This window comes from Streptomyces sp. MspMP-M5 (assembly GCF_000373585.1).
Lineage (GTDB): Bacteria > Actinomycetota > Actinomycetes > Streptomycetales > Streptomycetaceae > Streptomyces.
Genome location: NZ_KB891877.1, coordinates 51,609 through 75,418, shown reverse-complemented (window position 1 = coordinate 75,418; position 23,810 = coordinate 51,609). Strand labels below are relative to the sequence as shown.

General features: G+C 72.2%; 19 protein-coding genes. 8 read left to right on the top strand and 11 right to left on the bottom strand.

The annotated features are described in order from the left end of the window. Window positions 1-62: 62 nt before the first annotated feature. The 6 genes from B073_RS0107580 to B073_RS0107555 all read right to left on the bottom strand — a co-directional run bounded on the left by B073_RS0107580 (window position 63) and on the right by B073_RS0107555 (window position 8,813). A complete protein-coding gene (locus B073_RS0107580; RefSeq protein WP_018537478.1) occupies window positions 63-1,268 on the bottom strand; it encodes an acyl-CoA dehydrogenase family protein in 1,206 nt (401 codons plus the stop codon). 4 nt (window positions 1,269-1,272) lie between these two features. After that, window positions 1,273-1,797 (bottom strand): MaoC family dehydratase, encoded by a 525-nt coding sequence (locus tag B073_RS0107575; protein ID WP_018537477.1) that lies wholly within the window; start codon window positions 1,795-1,797, stop codon window positions 1,273-1,275. A 151-nt stretch (window positions 1,798-1,948) separates the two neighbouring features. Then, window positions 1,949-3,961, bottom strand: coding sequence for a protein meaA (locus B073_RS0107570; RefSeq protein WP_026247162.1), 2,013 nt, complete (start codon window positions 3,959-3,961; stop codon window positions 1,949-1,951). Between the two features lie 57 nt (window positions 3,962-4,018). After that, window positions 4,019-5,356, bottom strand: a complete 1,338-nt coding sequence (ccrA, locus tag B073_RS0107565; RefSeq protein WP_018537475.1) for a crotonyl-CoA carboxylase/reductase — start codon at window positions 5,354-5,356, stop codon at window positions 4,019-4,021. Window positions 5,357-5,998: 642 nt separating this feature from the next. Continuing rightward, on the bottom strand, window positions 5,999-6,802 hold the full coding sequence (locus B073_RS0107560) for a TetR family transcriptional regulator (RefSeq protein ID WP_018537474.1): 804 nt from the start codon (window positions 6,800-6,802) through the stop codon (window positions 5,999-6,001). Between the two features lie 145 nt (window positions 6,803-6,947). Next, complete coding sequence (locus B073_RS0107555; protein WP_018537473.1) at window positions 6,948-8,813, bottom strand: 3-hydroxyacyl-CoA dehydrogenase family protein; 1,866 nt, start codon at window positions 8,811-8,813, stop codon at window positions 6,948-6,950. Between the two features lie 443 nt (window positions 8,814-9,256). Between B073_RS0107555 and B073_RS0107550 the strand changes: the two genes are divergently transcribed. Continuing rightward, on the top strand, window positions 9,257-9,937 hold the full coding sequence (locus B073_RS0107550) for a HEAT repeat domain-containing protein (protein WP_018537472.1): 681 nt from the start codon (window positions 9,257-9,259) through the stop codon (window positions 9,935-9,937). Window positions 9,938-9,959: 22 nt separating this feature from the next. Here B073_RS0107550 and B073_RS0107545 read toward each other — a convergent pair whose 3' ends face one another. Then, the gene (locus B073_RS0107545) at window positions 9,960-10,484 is read right to left on the bottom strand and encodes a GNAT family N-acetyltransferase (protein WP_018537471.1); all 525 of its coding nucleotides are present in this window, start codon (window positions 10,482-10,484) and stop codon (window positions 9,960-9,962) included. A 224-nt stretch (window positions 10,485-10,708) separates the two neighbouring features. On the opposite strand from B073_RS0107545, the gene B073_RS0107540 reads away from it, so the two are divergent. Together B073_RS0107540 and B073_RS0107535 are read left to right on the top strand one after the other, a co-directional pair. After that, window positions 10,709-11,500 (top strand): SDR family NAD(P)-dependent oxidoreductase, encoded by a 792-nt coding sequence (locus B073_RS0107540; RefSeq protein WP_018537470.1) that lies wholly within the window; start codon window positions 10,709-10,711, stop codon window positions 11,498-11,500. 80 nt (window positions 11,501-11,580) lie between these two features. Further along, window positions 11,581-11,949 carry a MerR family transcriptional regulator gene (locus B073_RS0107535; RefSeq protein ID WP_018537469.1) on the top strand — a complete coding sequence of 123 codons (369 nt, stop codon included), beginning with the start codon at window positions 11,581-11,583 and terminating at the stop codon, window positions 11,947-11,949. Window positions 11,950-11,965: 16 nt separating this feature from the next. Here B073_RS0107535 and B073_RS0107530 read toward each other — a convergent pair whose 3' ends face one another. Further along, complete coding sequence (locus B073_RS0107530) at window positions 11,966-13,003, bottom strand: Rv2578c family radical SAM protein (RefSeq protein WP_018537468.1); 1,038 nt, start codon at window positions 13,001-13,003, stop codon at window positions 11,966-11,968. A gap of 175 nt (window positions 13,004-13,178) precedes the next feature. Here B073_RS0107530 and B073_RS0107525 point away from each other — a divergent pair, with 175 nt between their 5' ends. Then, the gene (locus B073_RS0107525; RefSeq protein WP_018537467.1) at window positions 13,179-13,622 is read left to right on the top strand and encodes an SRPBCC family protein; all 444 of its coding nucleotides are present in this window, start codon (window positions 13,179-13,181) and stop codon (window positions 13,620-13,622) included. Between the two features lie 252 nt (window positions 13,623-13,874). Beyond that, entirely contained in the window at window positions 13,875-16,409 is a 2,535-nt protein-coding gene (locus tag B073_RS0107520) for an MFS transporter (protein WP_018537466.1), read from the top strand. A gap of 76 nt (window positions 16,410-16,485) precedes the next feature. Here the strand turns inward: B073_RS0107520 and B073_RS0107515 are convergent, their stop codons facing one another. The 3 genes from B073_RS0107515 to B073_RS0107505 all read right to left on the bottom strand — a co-directional run bounded on the left by B073_RS0107515 (window position 16,486) and on the right by B073_RS0107505 (window position 20,284). Next, window positions 16,486-17,226, bottom strand: a complete 741-nt coding sequence (locus B073_RS0107515; protein ID WP_018537465.1) for a Clp protease N-terminal domain-containing protein — start codon at window positions 17,224-17,226, stop codon at window positions 16,486-16,488. Between the two features lie 114 nt (window positions 17,227-17,340). Continuing rightward, window positions 17,341-18,225, bottom strand: a complete 885-nt coding sequence (locus B073_RS0107510) for a serine hydrolase (RefSeq protein ID WP_018537464.1) — start codon at window positions 18,223-18,225, stop codon at window positions 17,341-17,343. A 376-nt stretch (window positions 18,226-18,601) separates the two neighbouring features. Next, a complete protein-coding gene (locus tag B073_RS0107505; protein WP_018537463.1) occupies window positions 18,602-20,284 on the bottom strand; it encodes a glycoside hydrolase family 13 protein in 1,683 nt (560 codons plus the stop codon). Window positions 20,285-20,716: 432 nt separating this feature from the next. Between B073_RS0107505 and B073_RS0107500 the strand changes: the two genes are divergently transcribed. From B073_RS0107500 to B073_RS0107490, 3 genes are all read left to right on the top strand, one after another. Then, complete coding sequence (locus B073_RS0107500) at window positions 20,717-21,238, top strand: PadR family transcriptional regulator (RefSeq protein WP_018537462.1); 522 nt, start codon at window positions 20,717-20,719, stop codon at window positions 21,236-21,238. A gap of 219 nt (window positions 21,239-21,457) precedes the next feature. Beyond that, window positions 21,458-22,291, top strand: coding sequence for a M55 family metallopeptidase (locus tag B073_RS0107495; protein ID WP_018537461.1), 834 nt, complete (start codon window positions 21,458-21,460; stop codon window positions 22,289-22,291). Continuing rightward, window positions 22,284-23,675, top strand: coding sequence for a M20/M25/M40 family metallo-hydrolase (locus B073_RS0107490; RefSeq protein WP_018537460.1), 1,392 nt, complete (start codon window positions 22,284-22,286; stop codon window positions 23,673-23,675). Before B073_RS0107495 ends, B073_RS0107490 begins: the two co-directional genes overlap by 8 nt. Window positions 23,676-23,810: the final 135 nt, after the last annotated feature.

Here is a 23,810-nt window from a genome sequence, read left to right as displayed (position 1 = left end):
TGGCCGAAGAACGATGACAGGGTGTGATCTTTATCTACCGGAAAACACCCTAAAAGGGATGTTCAGCCCTGGATACGGTACTCCTCAAGTAGCCGGCGACCGATGATCATTTTCTGGATCTCGGCCGTGCCCTCGCCGATCAGGAGCATCGGGGCCTCGCGGTAGAGGCGCTCGATCTCGTACTCCTTGGAGAAGCCGTAGCCGCCATGGATGCGGAAGGCGTCCTCGACCACCTCCTTGCAGTATTCGGAGGCCAGGTACTTTGCCATGCCCGCTTCAAGGTCGTTTCGTTGTCCGGAGTCCTTTTTGCGTGCGGCATTAACCATCATGGCATGTGCCGCCTCCACCTTTGTCGCCATTTCCGCAAGTTTGAACTGGATCGCCTGGTGCTGGGCGATCGGCTTGCCGAACGTGTGCCGCTGCTGCGCGTACGCCACGCCCAGCTCGAAGGCCCGCTGGGCCACCCCGCAGCCGCGCGCGGCCACATTGACCCGGCCCACCTCGACGCCGTCCATCATGTGATAGAAGCCACGTCCCGTCTCGCCGCCCAGGACCCGGTCCGCCGGAATGCGCAGACCGTCCATGATCAGCTCGGTGGTGTCGACCCCCTTGTAGCCCATCTTCTCGATCTTGCCCGGGATGGTCAGGCCCGGCCGGACCTCGCCGAAGCCCGCCTCCTTCTCCACCAGGAAGGTCGTCATCGACTTGTGCGGGGCGGTGCCCTCCGAGTGGCCCTCGTCCGTGCGGCACAGCACCGCCACGAGAGTGGACGAGCCGCCGTTGGTCAGCCACATCTTCTGGCCGTTCAGGACGTACTCGTCGCCGTCCCGCACACCCTTGGAGGAAATCGCCGACACATCGGAGCCCAGCGCCGGCTCCGACATCGAGAAGGCGCCCCGGATCTCACCGGCCGCCATCTTCGGAAGGAAATAGTCCTTCTGCTCCTGGGTGCCGTGCTGCTTGAGCATGTAGGCCACGATGAAGTGGGTGTTGATGATGCCGGAGACGCTCATCCAGCCGCGGGCGATCTCCTCGACCGTCAGCGCATAGGTGAGCAGCGACTCGCCCAGCCCGCCGTACTCCTCCGGAATCATCAGCCCGAACACGCCGAGTTCCTTCAGGCCCTCGACGATCTGCGTCGGGTATTCGTCGCGGTGCTCCAGCTCCGTGGCGACCGGGATGATCTCCTTGTCCACGAAATCCCGGACGGTGGAGAGGATTTCCTGCTGAATGTCGGTCAGGCCCTCGGTCCGTGCAAGACGCGCCATGGGATCACTTCTCCTTCCGGGCCGCGGGGGCCTTGAGCTCGGGGCGGCCGGGCTGCTCGCCGCCGCGCTCCTTGATGTAGGTGGCGGTCGGCACCATCACCTTGCGGCGGAAGACGCAGACCAGGGTGCCGTCCTGCTTGTAGCCCTTGGTCTCGACGTGGACGATGCCCCGGTCGGACTTGGACTTCGACGGCGTCTTGTCGAGCACCGTCGTCTCGCCGTAGATCGTGTCGCCGTGGAACGTCGGCGCCACGTGCTTCAGCGACTCGACCTCCAGATTGGCGATGGCCTTTCCGGAGACGTCCGGCACCGACATGCCCAGCAGCAGCGAGTAGATGTAATTGCCGACGACCACGTTCTTTCCGAAGTCGGTGGTCTGCTCGGCGTAGTTGCTGTCCATGTGCAGCGGATGGTGGTTCATGGTCAGCAGGCAGAACAGGTGGTCGTCGTATTCGGTCACCGTCTTTCCCGGCCAGTGCTTGTAGACATCGCCGACGGTGAACTCTTCGTAGGTACGGCCGAACTGCATTGCGCTCATGCCTCCGGGGCTTCGAACGTGGACGTGCGGGCCATGCCGGCGGCCCGGCCCTTTCCGGAACTCTTCGTCCCGCCCGCCTCGGACGAGCAGGGGTTGCTGCCGGGAACCGCCGGGCGCGAACGCAGCCGTTCCGCGGGCGGAGTCATGCCAGGACCTCCAGGGGGTCGAGCTTGTTCGCGGTGCGGATCTCGTCGACGATACGGCCGATGATCTCCGTGATCCCGAAGTCCTTCGGGGTGAAGACCGCGGCGACCCCCGCCGCGCGCAGCTCCGCGGCGTCCGCGGACGGGATGATCCCGCCGACGATGACCGGCAGGTCGGGCGCCCCGGCGCGGCGCAGCCGCTCCAGCACGTCCGGCACCAGCGCGGCGTGCGACCCCGACAGGATCGACAGCCCCACGCAGTGCACGTCCTCGGCGACCGCCGCGGCCACGATCTGCTCCGGGGTCAGCCGGATGCCCTGGTAGACCACCTCGAAGCCGGCGTCCCTGGCCCGTACCGCGATCTGCTCGGCACCGTTGCTGTGCCCGTCCAGGCCGGGCTTGCCGACCAGCAGCCGCAGCCGGCCGCCGCCCAGGTCGGCCGCGGTCCTGGCGACCTTCTCCCGGACCGCCGCCAGCGGCGAGCCCTCCGCGGCGGTCACCGCGACCGGCGCGCCCGAGACGCCCGTCGGGGCCCGGAACTCGCCGAAGACGTCCCGCAGCGCCCAGGCCCACTCGCCGGTCGTCACCCCGGCGCGGGCGCACTCCAGCGTGGCCGGGAAGAGGTTGGTGTCGCCTGCCGCGGCCTTCTTCAGGGCCGAGAGCGCCTCCTGGGCCCGCAGCTCGTCGCGGTTGTCCCGCCAGGTGTGCAGGGACCGCACCACCCGCTCCTCGTTGGCCGGGTCCACCGTCATGATGGCGGTGTCCAGATCGGCGGTGAGCGGGTTGGGCTCGGTGCCTTCGAAGCAGTTGACGCCGACGATCTTCTCCTCGCCGGCCTCGATCCGGGCCCGCCGCTCGGCGTGTGCGGAGACCAGCTGCGACTTCAGGTAGCCGGACTCCACGGCCGCCATCACGCCGCCCATCTCCTGGATCCGGTCGATCTCGACCAGGCAGTCGTCCACCAGGGCCGCCACCTTGCCCTCGATGACGTGCGACCCGGCGAAGATGTCCTCGTACTCCAGCAGGTCCGACTCGTGCGCGAGGACCTGCTGGATGCGCAGCGACCACTGCTGGTCCCAGGGTCGAGGAAGGCCCAACGCCTCGTTCCAGGCGGGCAGTTGGACGGCGCGGGCGCGGGCGTCCTTGGAGAGCGTGACGGCCAGCATCTCCAGGACGATCCGCTGGACGTTGTTCTCCGGCTGCGCCTCGGTCAGCCCCAGGGAGTTGACCTGGACGCCGTAGCGGAAGCGGCGCTGCTTGGGGTCCTCGATGCCGTAGCGCTCGCGGGTGATCTTGTCCCAGATGCGGCCGAAGGCGCGCATCTTGCACATCTCCTCGACGAAGCGGACGCCCGCGTTCACGAAGAACGAGATCCGGGCCACGACGTCGCCCCGCCGCTCCTCGGGCACCTGGCCGGAGGCGAACACCGCATCCAGCACGGCGATCGCGGTGGCCATCGCGTACGAGATCTCCTGGACCGGTGTCGCGCCCGCCTCCTGCAGGTGGTAGCTGCAGATGTTGATCGGGTTCCACTTGGGGATGTGGTTGACCGTGTACGTGATCATGTCGGTGGTCAGCCGCAGCGACGGTCCCGGCGGGAAGACGTGGGTCCCGCGCGAGAGGTACTCCTTGACGATGTCGTTCTGGGTGGTCCCGGACAGCTTGGTGATGTCGGCACCCTGCTCCTCGGCGACCACCTGATAGAGCGCCAGCAGCCACATGGCGGTGGCGTTGATGGTCATCGAGGTGTTCATCTGCTCCAGTGGGATGTCCTGGAACAGCCGCCGCATGTCACCGAGGTGGGACACCGGGACCCCGACCCGGCCGACCTCGCCGCGGGCGAGGACGTGGTCGGGGTCGTACCCGGTCTGCGTCGGGAGGTCGAACGCGACCGACAGGCCGGTCTGGCCCTTGGCGAGGTTACGCCGGTACAGCTCGTTGGACGCCTCGGCGGTGGAGTGCCCGGCGTACGTCCGCATCAGCCACGGACGATCCTTCTGACGCTCAGTCATGTGTCCGTCTCTCAGAGGTTCTCAGACGTTCCTGCTGTGGTGGCCGGTCCGTTCCGCTTACGCGTCACGGAACAGGTTGATGGCGTCGATGTGCTTGGCGCGCATCTGCTCGTCGCGCACCCCCATGCCCTCCTCGGGGGCCAGGCACAGCACGCCGACCTTGCCCTGGTGGAGGTTGCGGTGCACGTCGTAGGCGGCCTGGCCAGTGTCCTCCAGGCGGTACGTCTTCGACAGCGTCGGGTGGATCTTTCCCTTGGCGATCAGCCGGTTGGCCTCCCACGCCTCCCGGTAGTTGGCGAAGTGCGAGCCGACGATCCGCTTCAGCGACATCCACAGGTAGCGGTTGTCGTACTCGTGCTGGTAGCCGGAGGTCGAGGCACAGGTGACGATGGTGCCGCCCTTGCGGGTGACGTACACCGAGGCGCCGAAGGTCTCCCGTCCCGGGTGCTCGAAGACGATGTCGACGTCCTCGCCGCCGGTCAGCTCGCGGATGCGCTTGCCGAAGCGCTTCCACTCCCTGGGGTCCTGGTTGTGCTCGTCCTTCCAGAACTTGTAGCCCTCGGCGTTGCGGTCGATGATCGCCTCGGCGCCCATCTTCCGGCAGATCTCCGCCTTCTGGTCGGAGGAGACCACACAGATCGGGTTGGCGCCGCCGGCCAGCGCGAACTGGGTCGCGTACGAGCCGAGGCCGCCGCTGGCGCCCCAGATCAGGACGTTGTCGCCCTGCTTCATCGCCGCGCCGTTCTGCGAGACCAGCTGCCGGTAGGCGGTGGAGTTGACCAGGCCCGGCGCGGCCGCCTCCTCCCAGCTCAGGTGCTTCGGCTTGGGCATCAGCTGGTTGGACTTGACCAGCGCGATCTCCGCCAGGCCGCCGAAGTTGGTCTCGAAGCCCCAGATCCGCTGCTCGGGGTCGAGCATGGTGTCGTTGTGGCCGTCGGAGGACTCCAGCTCCACGGAGAGGCAGTGCGCGACGACCTCGTCGCCGGGGTGCCAGGCGTTGACGCCCGGACCGGTGCGCAGCACCACGCCGGCCAGGTCCGAGCCGATGACGTGGTACGGCAGGTCGTGGCGCTTGGTGAGCGGCGAGAGCCGCCCGTAGCGCTCCAGGAAGCCGAACGTGGACATCGGCTCGAAGATGGAGGTCCACACGGAGTTGTAGTTGACCGAGGAGGCCATCACGGCCACCAGCGCCTCGCCCGGCCCGAGTTCGGGCACCGGCACGTCCTCGACATGCAGCGACTTGCGGGGGTCCTTCTCACGGGTGGAGAGGCCGGCGAACATCTCGGCCTCGTCCTTGTGCACGGTGACCGCGCGGTAGGACTCGGGGAGGGGGAGGGCGGCGAAGTCTTCGCGCGTACTGTCCGGCGCGAGGATCGCATCGAGTATCGGGTTCACGGTATGCCTCCGGCGAAGCGCGTTGCGGAACGGCTTGAGGGAACGTCGGGGGTGGTGCGAGGGGTGGTGCCGTCGGTTCGGCCGGTGGTGCCTGGCATGTGCGCCGGTGAGCGCGGGGGTGCCTGTGACGCAGGCGTCCGGGCGCGCAAGGTGCTTGCGGGGACAGTCGGCACGCCACGGTTGGGTGGTGCGCCGGCCGCCCGGACACCCACAACGTATGACACCGCGTGCCAGTCGACAAGACACTGAGTGCCAAGAATTTCTCTCAGATGTCATGCGTTGGGCACGCATGAGCAAAGAACCGGCCGGGGAAGGGAGGAATCATCCCGCTATGCGCCGGCTCGTACGCGGACGGTATTGGCGCGTCCCTTACGCCATTCGGGTGAGGCGAGAGGTGTGCGGCGTCAGGCATGAGGCGTGGGGCATCAGGCGGAGTGCGGGCGATCCCTGCCGAGCCGTCGGGTCCGCAACGCCGGCCATGGCTGGGCGGCGGAGTGGAGGGCCAGGGCGCTGAATGTGTTGTGCGTGCCGGGAGTTGGCCCCGTCCTGCTCGCCTCCGCCACGTGCCGTGGATGGCACGAGCGGGGCGGGGCCGTCAGCTGCTCCGCGGATCCTGCCCGGGCCCGCCGGTGCGGGAGGCGGTCAGTGGCGTTCCTTGAGGGCCTTGCGGATGGTGCGCATGACCTCGTCGAGCGGGGCGTCCGTGCGGGCGACCGTGACCAGTACCTCGCCCTCCCGGGAGACCGTCGCCGCAGGCGTCTCCGCGGAGGTCGCCCGGCCCGCGCCGATGCCCGCGCCGAAGGTCTCCCGGACGATCTCGAAGGCGTGGTCCAGCTGCGTCTCGACGTCGCCCTCCGCGCCGGCCCGCAGCCAGCGGCGCAGGACGTGGTTGTGCGCGGTGACCACGGCGGACGCGGCGACCTCGGCGAGCAGCGGGTCGTCGTCGCCCTCGCGGTGCGCGCCCTCGTCGAAGTGGCCCAGGAGATAGCGGGTGAACAGCCGCTCGTAGCGGGCCACCGAGGCGATCTCGGCCTCCCGGAGGGTGGGTACCTCGCGGGTGAGGCGGTAACGGGCCACGGACACCGCCGGGGCGGACGCGTACATCCGCATGACTTCCTTGATGCCGCGGCAGACCGTGTCGAGGGGGTTCTCGTGCGGCGGGGCGGCGTCCAGGACGGCCTCGGCGCGCACCAGCGTGTCGTCGTGGTCGGGGAAGATCGCCTCTTCCTTGGAGCGGAAGTGGCGGAAGAAGGTGCGCCGGGCGACGCCCGCGGCGGCCGCGATCTCGTCGACCGTGGTGGCCTCGTAGCCCTTCGTCGCGAACAGTTCCATGGCGGCGGCCGACAGTTCGCGGCGCATTTTGAGACGTTGGGCGGCCGCCCGGCGGGTGCCGGGGGTGGGCGGGCCGGAGGCGTCGGAGGACTGCGGGCGAGCGGGCTGGGACATGTGGGGAAGGTACTGCATATTCTCGCGGCCTGCGGCATGGGATACCGCTCGGGCCCCCGTGACCTGCGGCGGGGCGCCGGGGCGGGCGCCGGGCGGCTCCAGCAGCCCGCCCCACCCGCCCCGGTCCCGGGGGCGCCGCCGCGCGTCAGCGCCGGGCGTACTCACGGAAGCCGCGACCGGTCTTCCGACCCAGGCAGCCCGCCGCGACGAGGTGCTCCAGCAGCGGCGCCGGGGCCAGCCCCGGGTCGCGGAAGGCGGCGTGCAGCACCTTCTCGATGGCGAGCGAGACGTCCAGGCCGACCACGTCCAGCAGCTCGAACGGCCCCATCGGGTAGCCGCCGCCCAGTTTCATCGCGGCGTCGATGTCGTCGAGGGAGGCGTAGTGCTCCTGGACCATCTTGACCGCGTTGTTCAGGTACGGGAACAGCAGCGCGTTGACGATGAAACCGGCCCGGTCGCCGCAGTCCACCGGGTGCTTGCGGACCTTGGCGCAGACCGCGCGGACCGTGGCGTGCACGTCGTCGCCGGTCAGGACGGTGCGGACCACCTCGACCAGCTTCATGGCCGGGGCGGGGTTGAAGAAGTGCATCCCGATGACGTCCTGCGGGCGCGAGGTGGCGCGGGCGCAGGCGACGACCGGCAGGGACGAGGTGGTGGTGGCCAGCACGGCGCCCGGCTTGCAGACCTTGTCCAGTGTGCGGAACAGCTGCTGCTTGACGGCCAGGTCCTCGGCCACCGCCTCCACCGCCAGGTCGACGTCGGCGAAGGCGTCCAGCGAGCCGGCCGGGGTGATCGCGGCCAGCGTCGCGTCGCGCGCCTCGGCGGTCAGCCGGCCCTTGTCCACCGAGCGGGCCAGCGACTTCGCGATCCGCTCCTTGGCCCGCTCCGCCTTCTCCTGGCCGCGGGCGGCCAGCACGACCGTGAAGCCGGCCTTGGCGAAGACCTCGGCGATGCCGCTGGCCATCGTCCCGGAGCCGGCGACGCCGACGCTGCGGACCGGGCGGCCGGCCGTCGCGCCGCCGTCGGCACCGTCTGCGGCGGGGGTGTGGGCGTCCGGCACGACCGTCGCGGAGCCGGGTGCCTCGTAGGTGTAGAAGCCGCGGCCCGCCTTGCGGCCGGTCAGGCCCGCGTCGGCGAGCTGGCCGAGGATCGGCGCGGGCGCGTGCAGCCGGTCGCGGGACTCGGCGTACATGGCCTCCAGGACCGTGCGGGCGGTGTCCACGCCGATCAGGTCGAGCAGTGCCAGCGGGCCCATCGGCAGGCCGCAGCCGAGCCGCATCGCCGCGTCGATGTCCTCGCGGGTGGCGTACTTCGACTCGTACATCGCGGCGGCCTGGTTGAGGTAGCCGAAGAGCAGGCCGTCGGCGACGAAGCCGGGGCGGTCGCCCACCGCGATCGGGTCCTTGCCCAGCTCGTGGGCGAGGGCGGTGACGGCCGCGACGGCGGTCGGCGCGGTCAGCACCGAGGAGACCACCTCGACCAGCTTCATGGCCGGGGCCGGGTTGAAGAAGTGGAGGCCGAGCACCCGCTCGGGGCGCAGCGAGTCGGCGGCGAGCCGGGTCACCGACAGCGCGTTGGTGCCGGTGGCGAGGATGGTGTCGGGGCGGACGATGCCGTCCAGCGCGGCGAAGACCTCGCGCTTGAGCTCGTAGTCCTCCGGCACCACCTCGATGACGAGGTCGGCGTCCCGGGCTGCCTGGAGGTCGCCGAACGTGCGGAAGCGGGACAGCGCGTCCTGGCGCTCCCGTTCGGTCATGCGCGCGCGCTGGACGGCGCGGGCGGTGGTGGCTTCGAGGGCGGCGCGCGCCCGGCGCGCCGCGGCCTCGTCGGTGTCGATGCCGACGACCTCGCGGCCGGCCCGGGTCAGCACCTCGGTGATGCCGGTGCCCATGGTGCCCAGGCCGACGACGGCGATGGTGGCGAGAGCCGGGGAGGCGGGCGCGGCGGACGGCGCCGCGGCGGATGCGGTGGAGGGGGCAGTGGCGGGATCAGGGGTGGACGGACGGCCCATCGCGAGACTCCTGGAGGTGTTCCCCTGCGGCAGGGGAGAACGTGACGACTGAGGGGTTGAGGCGCATCGGTGCGTCCGTGCGGCGACTCGTGGCCGACCGGCGGCAGAAGGGCCGCGGAAAGCCACGGCACTGCGGGCAGCGCCTGCGGTGGAGGAGCGCTGCGGGCCCTGTCCCGAGGCCGTGGCGCTTCCCCCCTGAGGGGCGTGCTGTGAGGATGTCGTCACGCGGGCTGCCGTGCCCGCGCGGACGGTGGTGCTGGGTGGTGTGCCGAACCGACGTCACACTCCGGCGGCTGCGTCACCAGGCCGCCCGAGCAGGGGTGCTGCTCGTTCCAGCAGGTTAACCCGTGGGTAACCGCAGCGCCAGGGGTAATGCGGGTCATTAGGTTGTGGTGCCGGCCACGCCCTGCGAACCAGGGCGGCCGGCAGGAGGGGAGCGGCAAATGGAAGACGAATTCCACGAGTTGACGGACCGGGTGCGGGCCGAACTCCGTTCCCCGCAGGATCTGGTCGCCTACGAGCGGCTGCTCGGGCTGGCCCGCAAGAACAGCCCCGCCGGACGCGAGGAACTCGCCCGGATGCTGACCGCGGTGGAGCGCCCCCTGTGGGCCCGGGAGATCGCCGCCTTCATCCTCGGCTGCGCCGGCGACAAGCGCGCCTTCGAGACCCTGGTCTTACTGCTCAACTACCGCGAACCGGTCCGCTGCGCCACCGCCGCGCACGCCCTCGGCAGGCTCAACGACCCCCGCACCGCCCGCGCCGCGGCCGCCCTCGCCACCAACCCGCTGCGCACCGCCTACGCCCTGCACCCCGTCCGGCTGCTCGTCGAGCTGCGCGCCCCGCAGTCCGCCCCCGCCCTGATCGCCACCCTGGAACGGCTGTTGACCCCGCACACCCCGTACTGGCGGGTGGCGCTGGCCTGTGTGGAGGGCCTGGGAGCCCTCGGCGACAAACGGGCGGTCCCGGCGCTGCGGGCGGCCACCGGCCACCCCCGGCTCGCCGCGGCGGCCGCCGCGTCCCTGGCCCGGCTGGGCGTCCACGAGGACCCGCCCGCGGCGGGCCCGGCCGGTCCGGCGGCCGAGGGCGCGGCGGGAAAGGCGGACGGCACCGGGCCGGCCGGTTGAAGAGCGGGCGCGGACCGCCGGCTCACGGGAGTGGGCGCCGGTAGCGCAGCTCCGGGACGCGCCATCCGCCCACGTCGTACGCCTCCTCGGCCCCGTCCGGCGCGAAACCGGCCCGCTCGTAGAGCCGCCGGGCGCGGTCGTTGCCCCGGACCATCCACAGCGACAGCGTGCCGAACCCGCGGGCCCCGGCCCGGGCCGTCCCGGCCGACAGCAGCGCCCGGCCGACACCCCTCCCGATCAGCGCGGGCGCCACGTAGAGCGCCATCAGCTCGGCCGCGGGCGGTGCTTCGGCCGGCAGACCGCCGTCCGGCGCGAGATCGGCGTCCCGGGCGGGTCCGGCGGCCAGCCAGCCCACGACCTCACCGCCCCGCTCCGCCACCAGCTGCCACGCCTCGGGCCGACGGCGCGCGAACCGCTCCCGGCGCTTGCGGGCGTCCTCCGCCACGCTCAACGCGTCCAGATACGCCTGCGGCATCAGCCCCCGGTAAGCCGCTTGCCAGCCGCGGACCCGCACCGCCGAGACCCCGTCGACATCGGTCTCCGTCATATCCCGTATCCGCACTCCCCGCGGCGGCCGCCCGTCCGTCCCCTCCCGAGCCCCGTCCGCACCCCGCACTTCGGCCCCCGCCATGTCCGCCTCCCCGGTCCGGTCCATGCCACAGAGGGTCGAAGACCCGGTGGACACCGGTCAATCGGATATCCCGCCGGACGGCCGCCCTCCGGACGCGGCGCTTGACCTTGCCCCTGGGGGCAGGGTTCGAGACTCCCCACATGGCACACACACCTCTGGAGACCATCCACGCCCCGCACGCCCCGCACCGGGTCGTCGTCATCACCGGGGCCGGCACCGGCATCGGCCGGGCCACCGCCCGCGCGTTCGCCGCGGAAGGTGCGCGTGTGGTGGCCGTGGGCCGCCGCCCCGGTCCACTGGCGGAGACCGCCGCCCTCGCCGCCGGCACCGACGGCGAGATCACCCCGTACGCCGCCGACATCACCGCGGACGGCGTGCCCGAGGCCGTCGTCCGGCACGCCGTGGAGACCTACGGCCGGCTGGACGTCCTGGTCAACAACGCCGCGGTGGTCGGCAGCGGAGCGCTCGGCAGCCACACCAAGGAGTCCATGGCGCCCCAGATGGCGACCAATCTGATCGCGCCCGTCCTGCTGACCCAGGAGGCGCTGCCCTCTCTGGAGCGCGCCGGCGGGGTCGTGGTGAACATCAGCACCTCGGTCGGCCAGCGCGGCTGGCCCGGCAACTCCGTCTACGCCGCCACCAAGACCGGCCTCGAACTCCTCACCCGCAGCTGGGCGGTGGAGCTGGCACCGCGCGGCGTGCGGGTGGTGGGCGTGGCGCCCGGTGCGATCGACACCCCGATCGCGGACCACCAGGGCTGGACCCCGGAACGCCGGGCGGCGGTGCGCGCCTGGCAGATCGAGCACACCCCGATGGGCCGCATCGGCCGCCCCGAGGAGGTGGCCTGGGCCGTCACCCGCCTCGCCGCCCCGGAAGCGGCCTTCGTGACCGGGGTGATCCTCCCGGTGGACGGGGGCGCGGTGGTCGGCTGAACGGGGCCGGTAGCGTACGCCCGGGCCGGAAGGAGCGGCCGGGCGCGCCGCGGACCGGCCCGTAGGACAGGAGGCGATCCGTGCGGATCGGAGAGCTGGCGGACCGCACGGGGGTGTCGCCGCGGGCGCTGCGCAAGTACGAGAGCGAGGGCCTGATCGGCTCGCGGCGGGCGGCGAACGGCTACCGGGTCTATGACGACCGCGCCGCCGTCCGGGTCCGCAACATCAGGTACCTCCTCGACGCCGGCCTCACCCTCGCCGACGTCGCCTGCTTCCGGGGCTGCCTGGACGGCGACCTGTCCACCGCGCCGCCCTCCCCGGAGGGCCTGCGGATCGCCCGTGAGCGGCTCGCCGTCCTCGACCGCCGGATCGCCGCCCAGACGGCCGCCCGCGACCGCCTGGCCCGCGCCCTGGACACCGCCCCGCCCGCGGCCGCCACCGGCGCCTGAGAAGCCGGACACGGCGCTACAGCAGCGTCAACTGCGTGGCCTGCAGCCCGTGTTGGGCCGTCTCCTCGGCCCCGGCCGGTTCCTCGGTCTTCGGGGGGATCCGCCGTGATCCGCCCGGCCGGGACGGTCCGAGGCCGTACTCGGCGGCCAGCTCGTGGACCTGCCGGGTGATCCGGCGCTGGTACCACGTGGGGGCGTAGGAGCCGCCCCCGTACAGTGCCTCGTAGCGGCACACCAGTTGCGGGTGGTGCCGGCCCAGCCAGGCCAGGAACCACTCGCGGGCGCCGGGCCGCAGATGAAGCACCAGCGGTGTGACCGAGCCGGCGCCGGCCTGTGCGACGGCCCGCACCGTGGCCCGCAGCTGCTCCGGCGTGTCGGACAGGAACGGGAGCACCGGCGCCATCAGCACCCCGCAGGGGATGCCGTGGGCAGTGAGGGTCCGCACCACGTCGAGCCGCCGCCCGGGCGCGGGCGTGCCCGGCTCGACCGTCCGCCACAGTGCCTGGTCCAGGAAGCCGACGGAGACCGAGATGCCGACGTCGGTGACCTCGGCGGCCTGCCGCAGCAACTCCAGGTCGCGCAGGATCAGCGTGCCCTTGGTGAGGATCGAGAACGGGTTGGCGCGGTCCCGCAGCGCGGTGATGATGCCGGGCATCAACTGATAGCGGCCCTCGGCCCGTTGGTAGCAGTCGACGTTGGTGCCCATCGCGATGTGGTCGCCGCGCCAGCGGGGCGCGGCCAGCTCCCGGCGCAGCAGCTCCGGGGCGTTGATCTTGACCACGATCTGCGAGTCGAAGCCGAGGCCGGTGTCGAGGTCCAGATAGCTGTGCGTCTTGCGTGCGAAGCAGTAGACGCAGGCGTGACTGCACCCGCGATACGGGTTCACGGTCCATTCGAACGGCATACGGGAGGCGCCCGGCACGCGGTTGACGATCGAGCGGGCGCGCACCTCGTGGAAGGTGATGCCGCGGAACTCGGGGGTGTCCACCGTTCGGGTGACGACATCCGTGCCGAACAGCGCGGACGGGCCTTCTCTCAGTTTGTCCCAGCGCATCGGGCCTCCTGTTGTGATCCTGGCGAGCCCCCACCTCGATAATAGAACACCTGTTCGCGTCGAGGGTGTCAACCCGGATTTGGGCCCGCTGCCCAGTGGTGGTTGGCTTGGCCGCGCGCACCGCAGGTTGGCGGCGCACTCAGGTCCGGCAGCCGACTACTGGAGGAAGACACACATGGGGCAGGTAGAGGCCATCACGCAGCGCGAGATCGCGGCGGACCCGGAGGACGTGTTCGACGCCCTCGCCGACTACAGCGGCACGCGTCGGCAGCTGCTGCCCGAGCACTACAGCGAGTACGAGGTCCGCGAGGGCGGCGACGGCAAGGGCACCCTCGTCCACTGGAAGCTCCAGGCCACCAGCAAGCGGGTCCGCGACTGCCTGCTGGAGGTGGACGAGCCCACCGACGGCCAGTTGGTGGAGAAGGACCGCAACTCCTCGATGGTGACCACCTGGGTCGTCACCCCGGCCGGGGAGAGCCGCGCCAAGGTCGTCGTCACCACCACCTGGCAGGGCGCCGGCGGCATCGGCGGCTTCTTCGAGCGGACCTTCGCCCCCAAGGGGCTGGCCCGCATCCATGACGCGCTCCTCGCCAATCTCGCGGCCCACATGGAGAAGTGAGAAGCGGCGTCCCGTAAACCGGTCGGGGTGTTTTCATGCTCACCGGATCGGGTGGTTTTCCTCGCGTGGAGCCGTCCGGTCCGCGGGCGGCCCGCCGGCCGGAAACCCCTGATGGGAGCCCAAGAGCCGCCCCGTACACGGCACTTGACGTCCGTTCCCGCCCACCCTGTGCCGATCCTCCTCGGTTGATCGCTGTTGTCGCCCGGTGCGAGAAATGGGCGCCCGCAGCAGCGTGACGAAGGGGAGCAGGACGTGGGCGGGACCACCCTGAGCGAACGCGACCGGCCTCCCGGGGCACCCGCCGTCGAAGCGACCGCGGCCCCGAAGCGCGAGCCGGAGCCGGCCGAACCGGCACCCCACGACGACCCGCCGCAGCCGCCCGGCGCCCGCCCGGTAACGGCGGCCCGGCCCGTCCTGCTGGCGGCACTGCTGCCCGCGGCCCTGGGCCAGACCGCCGTCGTCCCCGCGCTCCCGGCGATCGCCGGTGAACTCCCCGGCGGCCCCGCGGCGACCTGGGTGGTCACCGCCCACCTCCTGGCGTCGGCCCTCGGACTGCCGCTCAACGGGAAGTTCGCCGACCACCTCGGCCGGAAGGCCGGCTTCCTCCTCGCGCTCCTGGTCTTCACCGCCGGCTCCGGACTGGCCGGCACCGCGCACTCCATGACCGCGCTGGTCGCCTACCGGGCCGTCCAGGGCTTCGGCGCCGGCGGACTGCTGGCCTGCGCCCACGCGGTCCTCGCCGAGAGCGCTCCGCCAGGGGCACGCGGCCGCCGTACCGCCGCGGTCGGCGGCACGTACGCCGCCGGCCTCCTGGCCGGCCCCCTGGTGGGCGGCTACTGCGCCGACCACGGTGCCTGGCGCTGGTGCCTCACCCTCAACGTCCCGATCGGCCTCCTGGTCCTCTTCGCGGCCGCGGCGGCGATCCGGCTGCCCCGCCCCGCCGCCCGCCCCCGGCCGGACCTCGCCGGCGCGCTGCTGCTCACCGCGTTCGCCCTCTGCCTGATCCTGCCGGCCTTCGTCCGTCACCCCTGGGACGCGCCGGTGATCCTCGCCCTGGCCGCCGGGGCCCCGGTCACCGTGGCGCTCTTCCTCTTCGCCGAACGCCGCGCCGCCGCGCCACTGATCCCGCCGCACCTGCTCCGCGCCACGTTTGCCGGCCCCACCGGCCTCGTGGGCGCCGCCCTCGCCCTCGCCCTCTACGGGACGGTGCGCCACCTCCCGGCCTTCCTCCAAGCGGCCGGCGGCACCACCGCCACCGCGTCCGGTCTGCTGATGCTGCCCCTGACGGGAACGCTGGTGGCGGCCGCGCTCACCACCGGCCCGCTGGTCCGCTGCACCGGTCACGGCGCGGTCCTCCCGATCCTGGGCTGCGCGGTGGCCGCGGTGGGCCTGTGGCGGCTGTGCGCTCTGCGGCCGGACGCCGCGCGCCCGGCCCTCGGCTTCTGGACCGGCGTCCTCGGGCTGGGCCTCGGACTGGTGCTGCCGGTGCTGGTGCTCGCCGTCCGCGCCGCCGTACCCGACCCGGACGCGGCCGGCGCGGTCGCCTGCCTGCGGCGCCTCGCCGGCACCGTCGGCGCCGGCCTCGCCGCCGTGCTGCTCGCCGGCCACCTCGCCGCCCGGCTGCCGGACCCCGTGCCGCTCCTCTCACCGGTGGCAGCGGCCCTGCCCACCGCACTACGGGACGGCTACGCCGCCGCGACGGCCATGCCGCGGAGCTCCCTCTTTCTCGCGCCGGTCCTCGTCCTGGGCTTCCTGCTCGCCCTCTTCCGGAAAGGGGACCCCCTGGTGTCCCACGCTCGACAGGCCCCGCAGACCCCGCCACCGCCGTACGGCGCCCCCGCAGGTGCCGCGGTGCCACCGGCTCGCTCCGCCGCCGGCGCCACGGCCGACGGAATCGACGGCACCACGGCGGACGCCACCGTCGGCATCACCATCGACTCCGCGGGCCCCGGCGGCAGTTGGGCCACCGGGCGGGCCGCCCACGCCATGCCGCCTGCGGCCGCCGCGCCCGACGGGCCCACCGCGGCCGGCGTCCCGGTGTGCGGCACCGTCCGGCACCATGACGGCAGCGTCGTGCCGCGCGCCGCGCTCACCCTTATCGACGCCGCCGGACGGCAGGTCGGCCGCGGCGCCACCGAGGAGGACGGCCGGTACGCGCTGAGCACCCCCGGGGCCGGCGCCTACGTCCTGATCGCGGCGGCCGGCGGGCACCAGCCACAGGCCGTCGCGGTGACCGTCGGCGAACGCCCGGTGGAGCTGGACGTGGTCCTCGGCGGCGCCGGACGGCTCGCCGGCACGGTCACCACCGCCGGCGGCGCACCGGTCCGGGAGGCCGCGGTCACCCTCACCGACGTCCGCGGCGAGGTCGTCGCCAGCACCCGCAGCGGACGCGAAGGAACCTATGCCCTCGGGGAGTTGGTGGCCGGCGAGTACACCCTCGCCGCCAGCGCCCCCGCGTTCCGGCCGGCCGCGCTGTCGGTCACCGTCCAGGCGTCCCGCGAGACCCGCCAGGACGTCGAGCTCGCCGGCGGCGCGGTGCTGCGCGGCACCGTGCGGGCCGGCGGTGGGCGCCCCGTCGAGGACGCCCGGGTCACCCTCCTCGACGCCGGGGGCAACGTCGTCGACACCGCGACCACCGGCGCCGACGGGCTCTTCCGCTTCGTGGACCTCTCGGCCGGCGAGTACACGGTGATCGCGGCCGGATACCCGCCGGTCGCCACCGTCCTGCGGCTGGCGGGCGGCGGACGGACCGAACGGGATCTGCAACTGGGGCAGGACGACGACTGACGTGGCGTCAGGTGGGGAGGGGCGGGGGGCTCCACGGTTCCCGCCGCGGAGCCCCCGCCCCCCTGGACGGGTGCGGCTACTGCTCCTTACGGGCGGCGAGGATCGCGGCCAGCTCCTTGGTGATGAACGCCTCGGCGGCCGCCTTGTCGATGCCGAGGTCGCTGAGCGGGCCGGAGCCGTTCTCCTGCTCCAGCAGGGCCAGCAGGAGGTGTTCGGTGCCGATGTAGTTGTGGCCCAGCCGCAGGGCCTCCCGGTAGGTGAGTTCCAGTGCCTTCCGGGACTGGGCGTCGAACGGGGTGAGGGCGGGCAGGGCGTCGGCCGCCGGCGGCAGCGCCGCGGTCATCGCCTCGCGGAGCGCCTCCTCGGTCACGCCCTGGGCGGCGATGGCCCGGACGGCGAGCGCCTCCGGCTCGCGGAGCAGGCCGAGCGCCAGGTGCTCGGGGCGGATCTCGTCGTTGTGCGCCGCGTGGGCCTCGTTCTGCGCCGCCACCACGACGTTCCGGGCCCGCTCGGTGAACCGGCTGAAGCCCTGGCCGGGACTGAGGTCCGACCCGCCGGCCGGGTCCTTGGGGACGAAGCGCTTCTGGGCGGCCTGCTTGGTGACGCCCATGCTCTTGCCGATGTCGGTCCAGGACGCGCCCGAGCGCCGGGCCTGGTCCACGAAGTGCCCGATGAGGTGGTCGGCCACCTCGCCGAGGTGGTCCGCGGCGATCACGGCGTCGGAGAGCTGCTCCAGTACGTCCGAGCGGTTGTTCTTGATGGCCTCGATCAGGTCGTCGAGGCGGATCGGATGCGTCGTACGGATGGGTTCTGTCATGCGTCAACCATAGGTTGACGATCTCCCGAACGTCAACCATCAGTTGACGATGAGATGCTGCCCCTCCCCTGACGTTCGGCTCGTCCCCTGTGTGCGCGTACCGGCTGTCCCGAACTACCCGCCGCCCGCCGCCAGATCCCGGTGGATGACCTTCGCCGCCGCCTCCACCGTGGCCACCCCGTGGCCCATGGTGTCGCTGCCGCTGGAGAGGACGACCATCGCGTAGTCGTTGCCGCCGCCGGTGAACGAACCGACGCTGTGCACCCGCCAACCCTGGTCGGCGCGCGGCAGCCAGCCGTTCTTGAGGTGCGCGGTCGCCGAGGCGGGTGCACCCGCCGGCACGCCCCACCGCTGCTCGGGGACGACCCGCCGCATGAGGTCGAGGGCGTAGGTGCGGGACGTCGGGTCGAGCGCGTCGTTGTCCGAGGCCAGCAGGCGCATCAGGGTGAGCTGGTCGGCGGCGGTGATCTGGGTCAGACCCCAGGCGTCGCCGGGCCCGGGCACCGTGTTCCGCATGCCCGCCAGGTCCAGGAAATGCTGCACCCCGGACCGCCCGACCTGGTGCCACAGGGCGTCGGTCGAGGCGTTGTCGGACTTGGTGATCATGGCGGTGGTCAGCGCGACCTCGTGCGCCGTCAGCGCGCGGTGCGCCTCCTCCGTCTGCCGCAGCAGCGCCCCGAGGACGGTGACCTTGACCACGCTCGCGGAGTCGAAGGGGGTGTCCGCCTGGAACGCGCAGCTGGTGTCGGAGGTCCGGTCGTAGAGGGCGACCGCCGAGGTGCCCTGGCGCCCCTGGAGTGCGCCGGCGAGGTCGTGGGACAGGGCGAGGGCCAGGCCCGGCCGGTCGGAGGTGCAGACGACCTCGGCGCCGCCCACGGTGGCGCTGTCGGTGCTCGCCGAGGCGGGGGGCGCCGCGCCGCAGACCGTGAGCGCCGCTCCGGCGGCGATCAGGGCGGCCAGCCCGCGGCGGGTGCGGCGAGTGCCGGGTGATCCGTGCATGAGGGGTTTCCTGTCCCGCTGCGGCGCCGCCCGCCCGGCTCCCCTGGGGAGCCCGCCCGGTATCCCACCGGCTGCGGCGACCAAGCGACGCCCGGTGCCCGATGACGGGCACCCCGCCAGAATGGAGGGCGATCGGCCGAGGGGAGAAGAGCGACCCGGTGTGACATTCGCCAACCGGACATCGAGGGCATTGCGCCTCGGGGTGTCCGTCGCCCACTCGGTGCTGTCATGTCCCCGCACCCCGCGGTCCGTTGTCGGGACGCCGACAACCCGCCGTTCGCGGGCCGCCGTTCACCAGCCGTCGCCAAGCCTGCGGCCGCCCCGTCCCGATCCGGCCCCGGCGCCACACCGCACCGGGGCTCGAACTCCCGCCCGCCTACGGCAGCATCGGCCGGGCCGGGGCCATCCACCACGCGGCCGTGGCCCCGGGGAGTGTCCCGGCCGGGCAGTCCCCACTGGCCAGCAGCGGCACGCCGGGCACCGGGGCGGGCACCGACGCGGTGCCGAAGTTCACCGCGCACACCAGGCCGTCGCCGCGTTCGAACGCCAACACCTGCGGCGCCGACTCCAGCCAGCGCAGCGTGCCGTCACCGAGCTGGGGAAGGCCCCGGCGCAGCTGGAGCGCCTCGCGGTAGAGATGCCAGAAGGACCCGGTGTCGGCCACCGCCCGCTCCGCGGTGTGCCCGGCGAACGCCACGGGCTGCGGCAGCCACGTCCGTGCCGCCTCGCCCGTACTGAAGCCGTACGGGGCGGCCTCGCCCGACCAGGGCAGCGGCACCCGGCAGCCGTCCCGGACGTGCTGCCGGCTGCCCGTGCGGTGGAAGATCGGGTCGGTGAGCACCTCGTCCGGCAGGTCGTCGACCTCGGGCAGGCCCAACTCCTCGCCCTGGTAGACGTATGCGGCGCCGGGGAGGGCCAGCATCAGCAGCGCCGCGGCACGGGCCCGGGCCGGCCCCAACGCGGCCTCCGGGGTGCCCGGTCCGCCGGCGTAGCGGGTGACGGTGCGGACCTGGTCGTGGTTGTTGAGCACCCAGGTGACGGTGGAACCGGTGTCCGCGATGTCGGTCAGCGCCTCGGAGATCACCCCGCGGAAGAGGTCGACGTCCCAGCGCGCGGTCAGCAGGTGGAAGAAGAACGCCTGGTGCAGCTCGTCCGGCCGGACGTACGCGGCCTGCTCGCCCGGGGTGCGCACCGAGACCTCGCCCACCAGCAGCCGGTCGTGGCCGTCCCGGGCGGTGTACTCCTCGCACAGCGCCCGCCAGTCGCGCCACACCTGGTGCACCTCGGGCTGGTTCCAGGCCAGCGGATTGACCGAGTCGCGGGTGCGCTCGTCGGCCGCCGGGTCGGGGGAGTCGGGGAGTTCGGGGTGCTTGAAGAGCCCGGCGGCCACGTCGATGCGGAAGCCGTCCACCCCGCGGTCCAGCCAGAAGCGCAGCACCTTGTCGAAGTCGGCCGCGACATCGGGGTTGCGCCAGTTCAGGTCGGGCTGTTCGGGCGTGAACATGTGGAGGTACCACTGGCCCGGAGTGCCGTCCTCCTCGGTGACACGGGACCAGGCGGGCCCGCCGAACATCGCCCGCCAGTTGTTGGGCGGCAGCTCGCCGCTCTCCCCGAGGCCGTCCGCGAAGTGGAAGAGTGCACGGGACGGGCCGCCCGGGCCCTCCTCCAACGCCGCCTGGAACCAGGGGTGTTCGCTGGAGCAGTGGTTGGGGACGATGTCCAGCAGCACCTTCAGGCCGAGCCGGTGGGCGTCGGCCACCAGGTGGTCGAACTCGTCGAGGTCGCCGTAGGTCGGGTCCACCTCGCGGTAGTCCGCCACGTCGTAGCCGTGGTCGTGCTGCGGGGACGGGAAGAACGGGCTCAGCCAAATCCCGTCCACGCCGAGCCTCTTGAGGTAGGGGAGGCCGCCGCGGACCCCGGCGAGGTCTCCGGTACCGTCTCCGGTGGTGTCGCGGAAGCTGCGCACGTAGACCTGGTAGATGACCGCATCGCGCCACCAGCGCTGGGCCGTGTCCTGGGCGGGGGTCGGTTGGCCGCGTTCTGCGGTGGCTGTGAACATCTGCCGGTTCCACTTCGTACGGCGCAAGTCGGCGTGGCGCCTTGCGAGTTGCTGTTATGCATGCATGTTAGGTAGCCGCATCTTTTCGGTGTCAACTGAATGACGAAAGTCGAACGATACGTGCCCGGATTTGTGGAGTATGACATCGGGATCCGGTACCGAACGGCCCCTGTTTCTTTCTCGCTTTCCTCCTGCTCAGGACCTCAACTCCCGTACTGAGCAAGCGAGTACGCGAGTGAGTGCGGAGGTGAAGGGTGAGGGCGGCTCCGCCGTCGGGGTCCCGCGGACGGCGGGCCGAGCCCCGTTCGCCTCCCGGTGTCCCCGGCCCGGTACCGGCTCCATGAACACGCCGATGTATAGCCGTTGGCCATGCGGGGGAGAGGGACAACGGGCACGGACAACAGGCGACGACGGCACAGGGAGAGGGAAGGCGTGCGGTTGCCACTCCTGGCGCTGCTGGTCAGCGGACCCGCGCACGGCTATGAACTCAAACAGGCCCTGGAGGCACTCCTGGGCGCGGCCTACCCCCGGCCCAACGTCGGCCAGATATACGTCACCCTGGGGCGGTTGGAGAAGGCGGGCCTCATCGAGGGCGAGGAGGTCGAGCAGCCGGACCGCCCGAACAAGCGGACCTACCGGATCACCGCGGCCGGCCGGGAGACGGTGGCCGTGTGGTTCGAGGAGGCCACCGTCGAACCACGGGTCCGCGACGAGTTCTTCATGAAGCTGGCGCTCGCCACCCGCGCGGGGGCCGCCGGCCGGACCTCCCTCATCGACAGGCAGCGCCGGCACTACCTCAAGAGCCTGCGGGAGCTCTCCCGGATGGCGGCGTCCGAGGATAGGGACAACCGGGTCGCGCACCTGCTCATCGAGGGCGTGATGCTGCACCTCCAGGCCGATCTGGAGTGGCTGGAGCGCTGCCAGGAGGAACTGGAACAGGCGGAACCGGAATGAGGGAAAAGGTACTTGTGGTGCGGCGAGGTGGGCGCGCGGTACGGGGGCGGCCGCGTGCGCGGGTGCGGCCTGAAGCGTGCGGCCGTGCGCCGTAGACGATCTTCAGTGGTCTGGACCGCCGGAGTTTTCCACAGCTCTGGCAGGGGCGTTGGGCGCCGCGTAACGTGATCGGTCGAGGGCCGCGCACAGCCCTCTCACCTGCGAGGGAGCTGAACAGCTGTGAAGATCCTCATCTCCGCGGACATGGAGGGTGCCACGGGCGTGACATGGCCCGCCGACGTCCTGCCGGGCACCCCGCAGTGGGAGCGCTGCCGCCATCTGTTCACCTCGGACGTGAACGCGGCCATCGCCGGTTTCTTCGCCGGCGGAGCGGACGAGGTGCTGGTCAACGAAGCCCACTGGACGATGCGCAACCTCCTGCTGGAACAACTCGACGAGCGCGCCGAGATGCTGACCGGGCGCCACAAGGCCCTGAGCATGGTCGAGGGCGTCCAGCACGGCGACGTCGACGGCATCGCCTTCGTCGGCTACCACACCGGAGCCGGCACTCAGGGCGTACTGGCACACACCTATCTGGCCAACACCCTCACCGGCGTCTGGGTCAACGGCACGCGCGCCGGCGAGGGCTATCTGAACTCCCTCGTCGTGGCCGAGTACGGCGTGCCCGTGGTGCTGGTCACGGGCGACGACCGGACCTGCCAGGACGCGCAGGGATACGCCCCGCAGGCGCCCGCCGTGGCGGTCAAGGACCATGTCTCGCGCTATGCGGCGGTGTGCCGTCCGCCGGCCCGCACGGCGGCCGAGATCCGGGACGCGGCCTGCGAGGGCGCCGCGCTCGCGGTGCGTCACGAGCCGGTACGCGGCGGCCCGTTCCGGTTCGAGTTGGAGTTCGACGCCGAGCATCTGGTGGGTGCCGCGACATGCGTGCCCGGCGTGGAGCGCTGCGGTGAGCGCCGCGTCGCGTATACCAGTCAGGAGATGTACGACGCCATCCGGTGTTTCAAGGCGGTCACCACGATCGTCTCGTCCGCCGTGGAGGAACAGTATGGCTGAGACCGAATGTGCAGAGCACCCGTCCGCCCCGGAGGCAGAGGCGGTCGATCAGCAGGCGCTCGACGAGGTGGTGCGGTTCACCTCGGACCTGATCCGCATCGACACCGCCAATGCCGGCGACGGCACCTGCCGGGAGCGCCCGGCCGCCGAGTACGTCGCCGAGCGGCTGACCGACGTGGGCATCGAGCCGGTCCTGTTGGAGCGCACCCCGGGGCGCACCAATGTCGTCGCCCGTATCGAGGGCGCCGACCCGTCCGCCGACGCCCTGCTGGTGCACGGGCATCTGGACGTGGTCCCCGCCGAGCCCGCCGACTGGCAGGTCCACCCCTTCTCGGGGGAGGTCCGCGACGGCGTGGTCTGGGGCCGCGGCGCCGTCGACATGAAGAACATGGACGCGATGATGCTCGCCGCCGTCCGGCAGTGGGCCCGCAGCGGAGTGCGTCCGCGGCGCGACATCGTGCTGGCGTTCACCGCCGACGAGGAGGCCACCGCCGCGGACGGCTCGGGATTCCTGGCCGACCACCACGCCGCCCTCTTCGAGGGTTGTACCGAGGGCATCAGCGAGTCGGGTGCCTTCACGTTCCATGCCGGCGGCGGAATGCGGATCTATCCGATCGCGGCCGGAGAGCGCGGCACCGCCTGGCTGAAGCTGACGGCCCGGGGCCGGGCTGGGCACGGCTCGAAGGTCAACCGCGACAACGCGGTCAGCCGGCTGGCCGACGCGGTGTCCCGGATCGGCGCGCACGACTGGCCGGTGCGGCTCACCCCCACCGTCCGGGCCGCGCTGCGCGAGCTCGCCGCGCTGCACGGCATCGACGTCGACCCCGAGCGGCCCGACGTCGACGTCGACGCCCTGCTGGAGAAGCTGGGCCCGTCCGCCACGCTGGTCGAGCCCACGGTGCGCAACAGCGCCAACCCCACGATGCTGTCGGCCGGTTACAAGGTCAATGTGATCCCGGGGTGCGCCGTCGCGCAGGTGGACGGCAGGGTCGTCCCCGGCGGCGAGGCGGAGTTCCGTACGACCCTGGACGCGCTGACCGGTCCCCATGTCGCCTGGGACTACGAGCACGGTGAGGTCGCGCTGGAGGCCCCCGTCGACTCCCCGTCGTTCGCCGCGATGCGGGCCGCGATCGAGCGCTTCGACCCGGACGGCCGCACCGTGCCGTACTGCATGTCCGGGGGCACGGACGCCAAGCAGTTCTCCCGGCTGGGCATCGTCGGCTACGGCTTCTCCCCGCTGAAGCTGCCCGAGGGGTTCGACTACCAGGCGCTCTTCCACGGCGTGGACGAGCGGGTGCCGGTGGAGGGCCTGCACTTCGGCGTGCGGGTGCTCGACCACTTCCTGCGCAACGTACCGGGGTGCGGACGGCCCACCACGGGCTGACGCCGGGCGCGCGGCCGCGGCAGGCTGCCCGCCAGCCGCTGTTCGAACGGCTTCTTCGTCCACATTTGCCATGGGGCGGCCATGAACTGACGTCCTATCAGCGACGCGTGTCATATGCGTTGACATGTCCGTTAC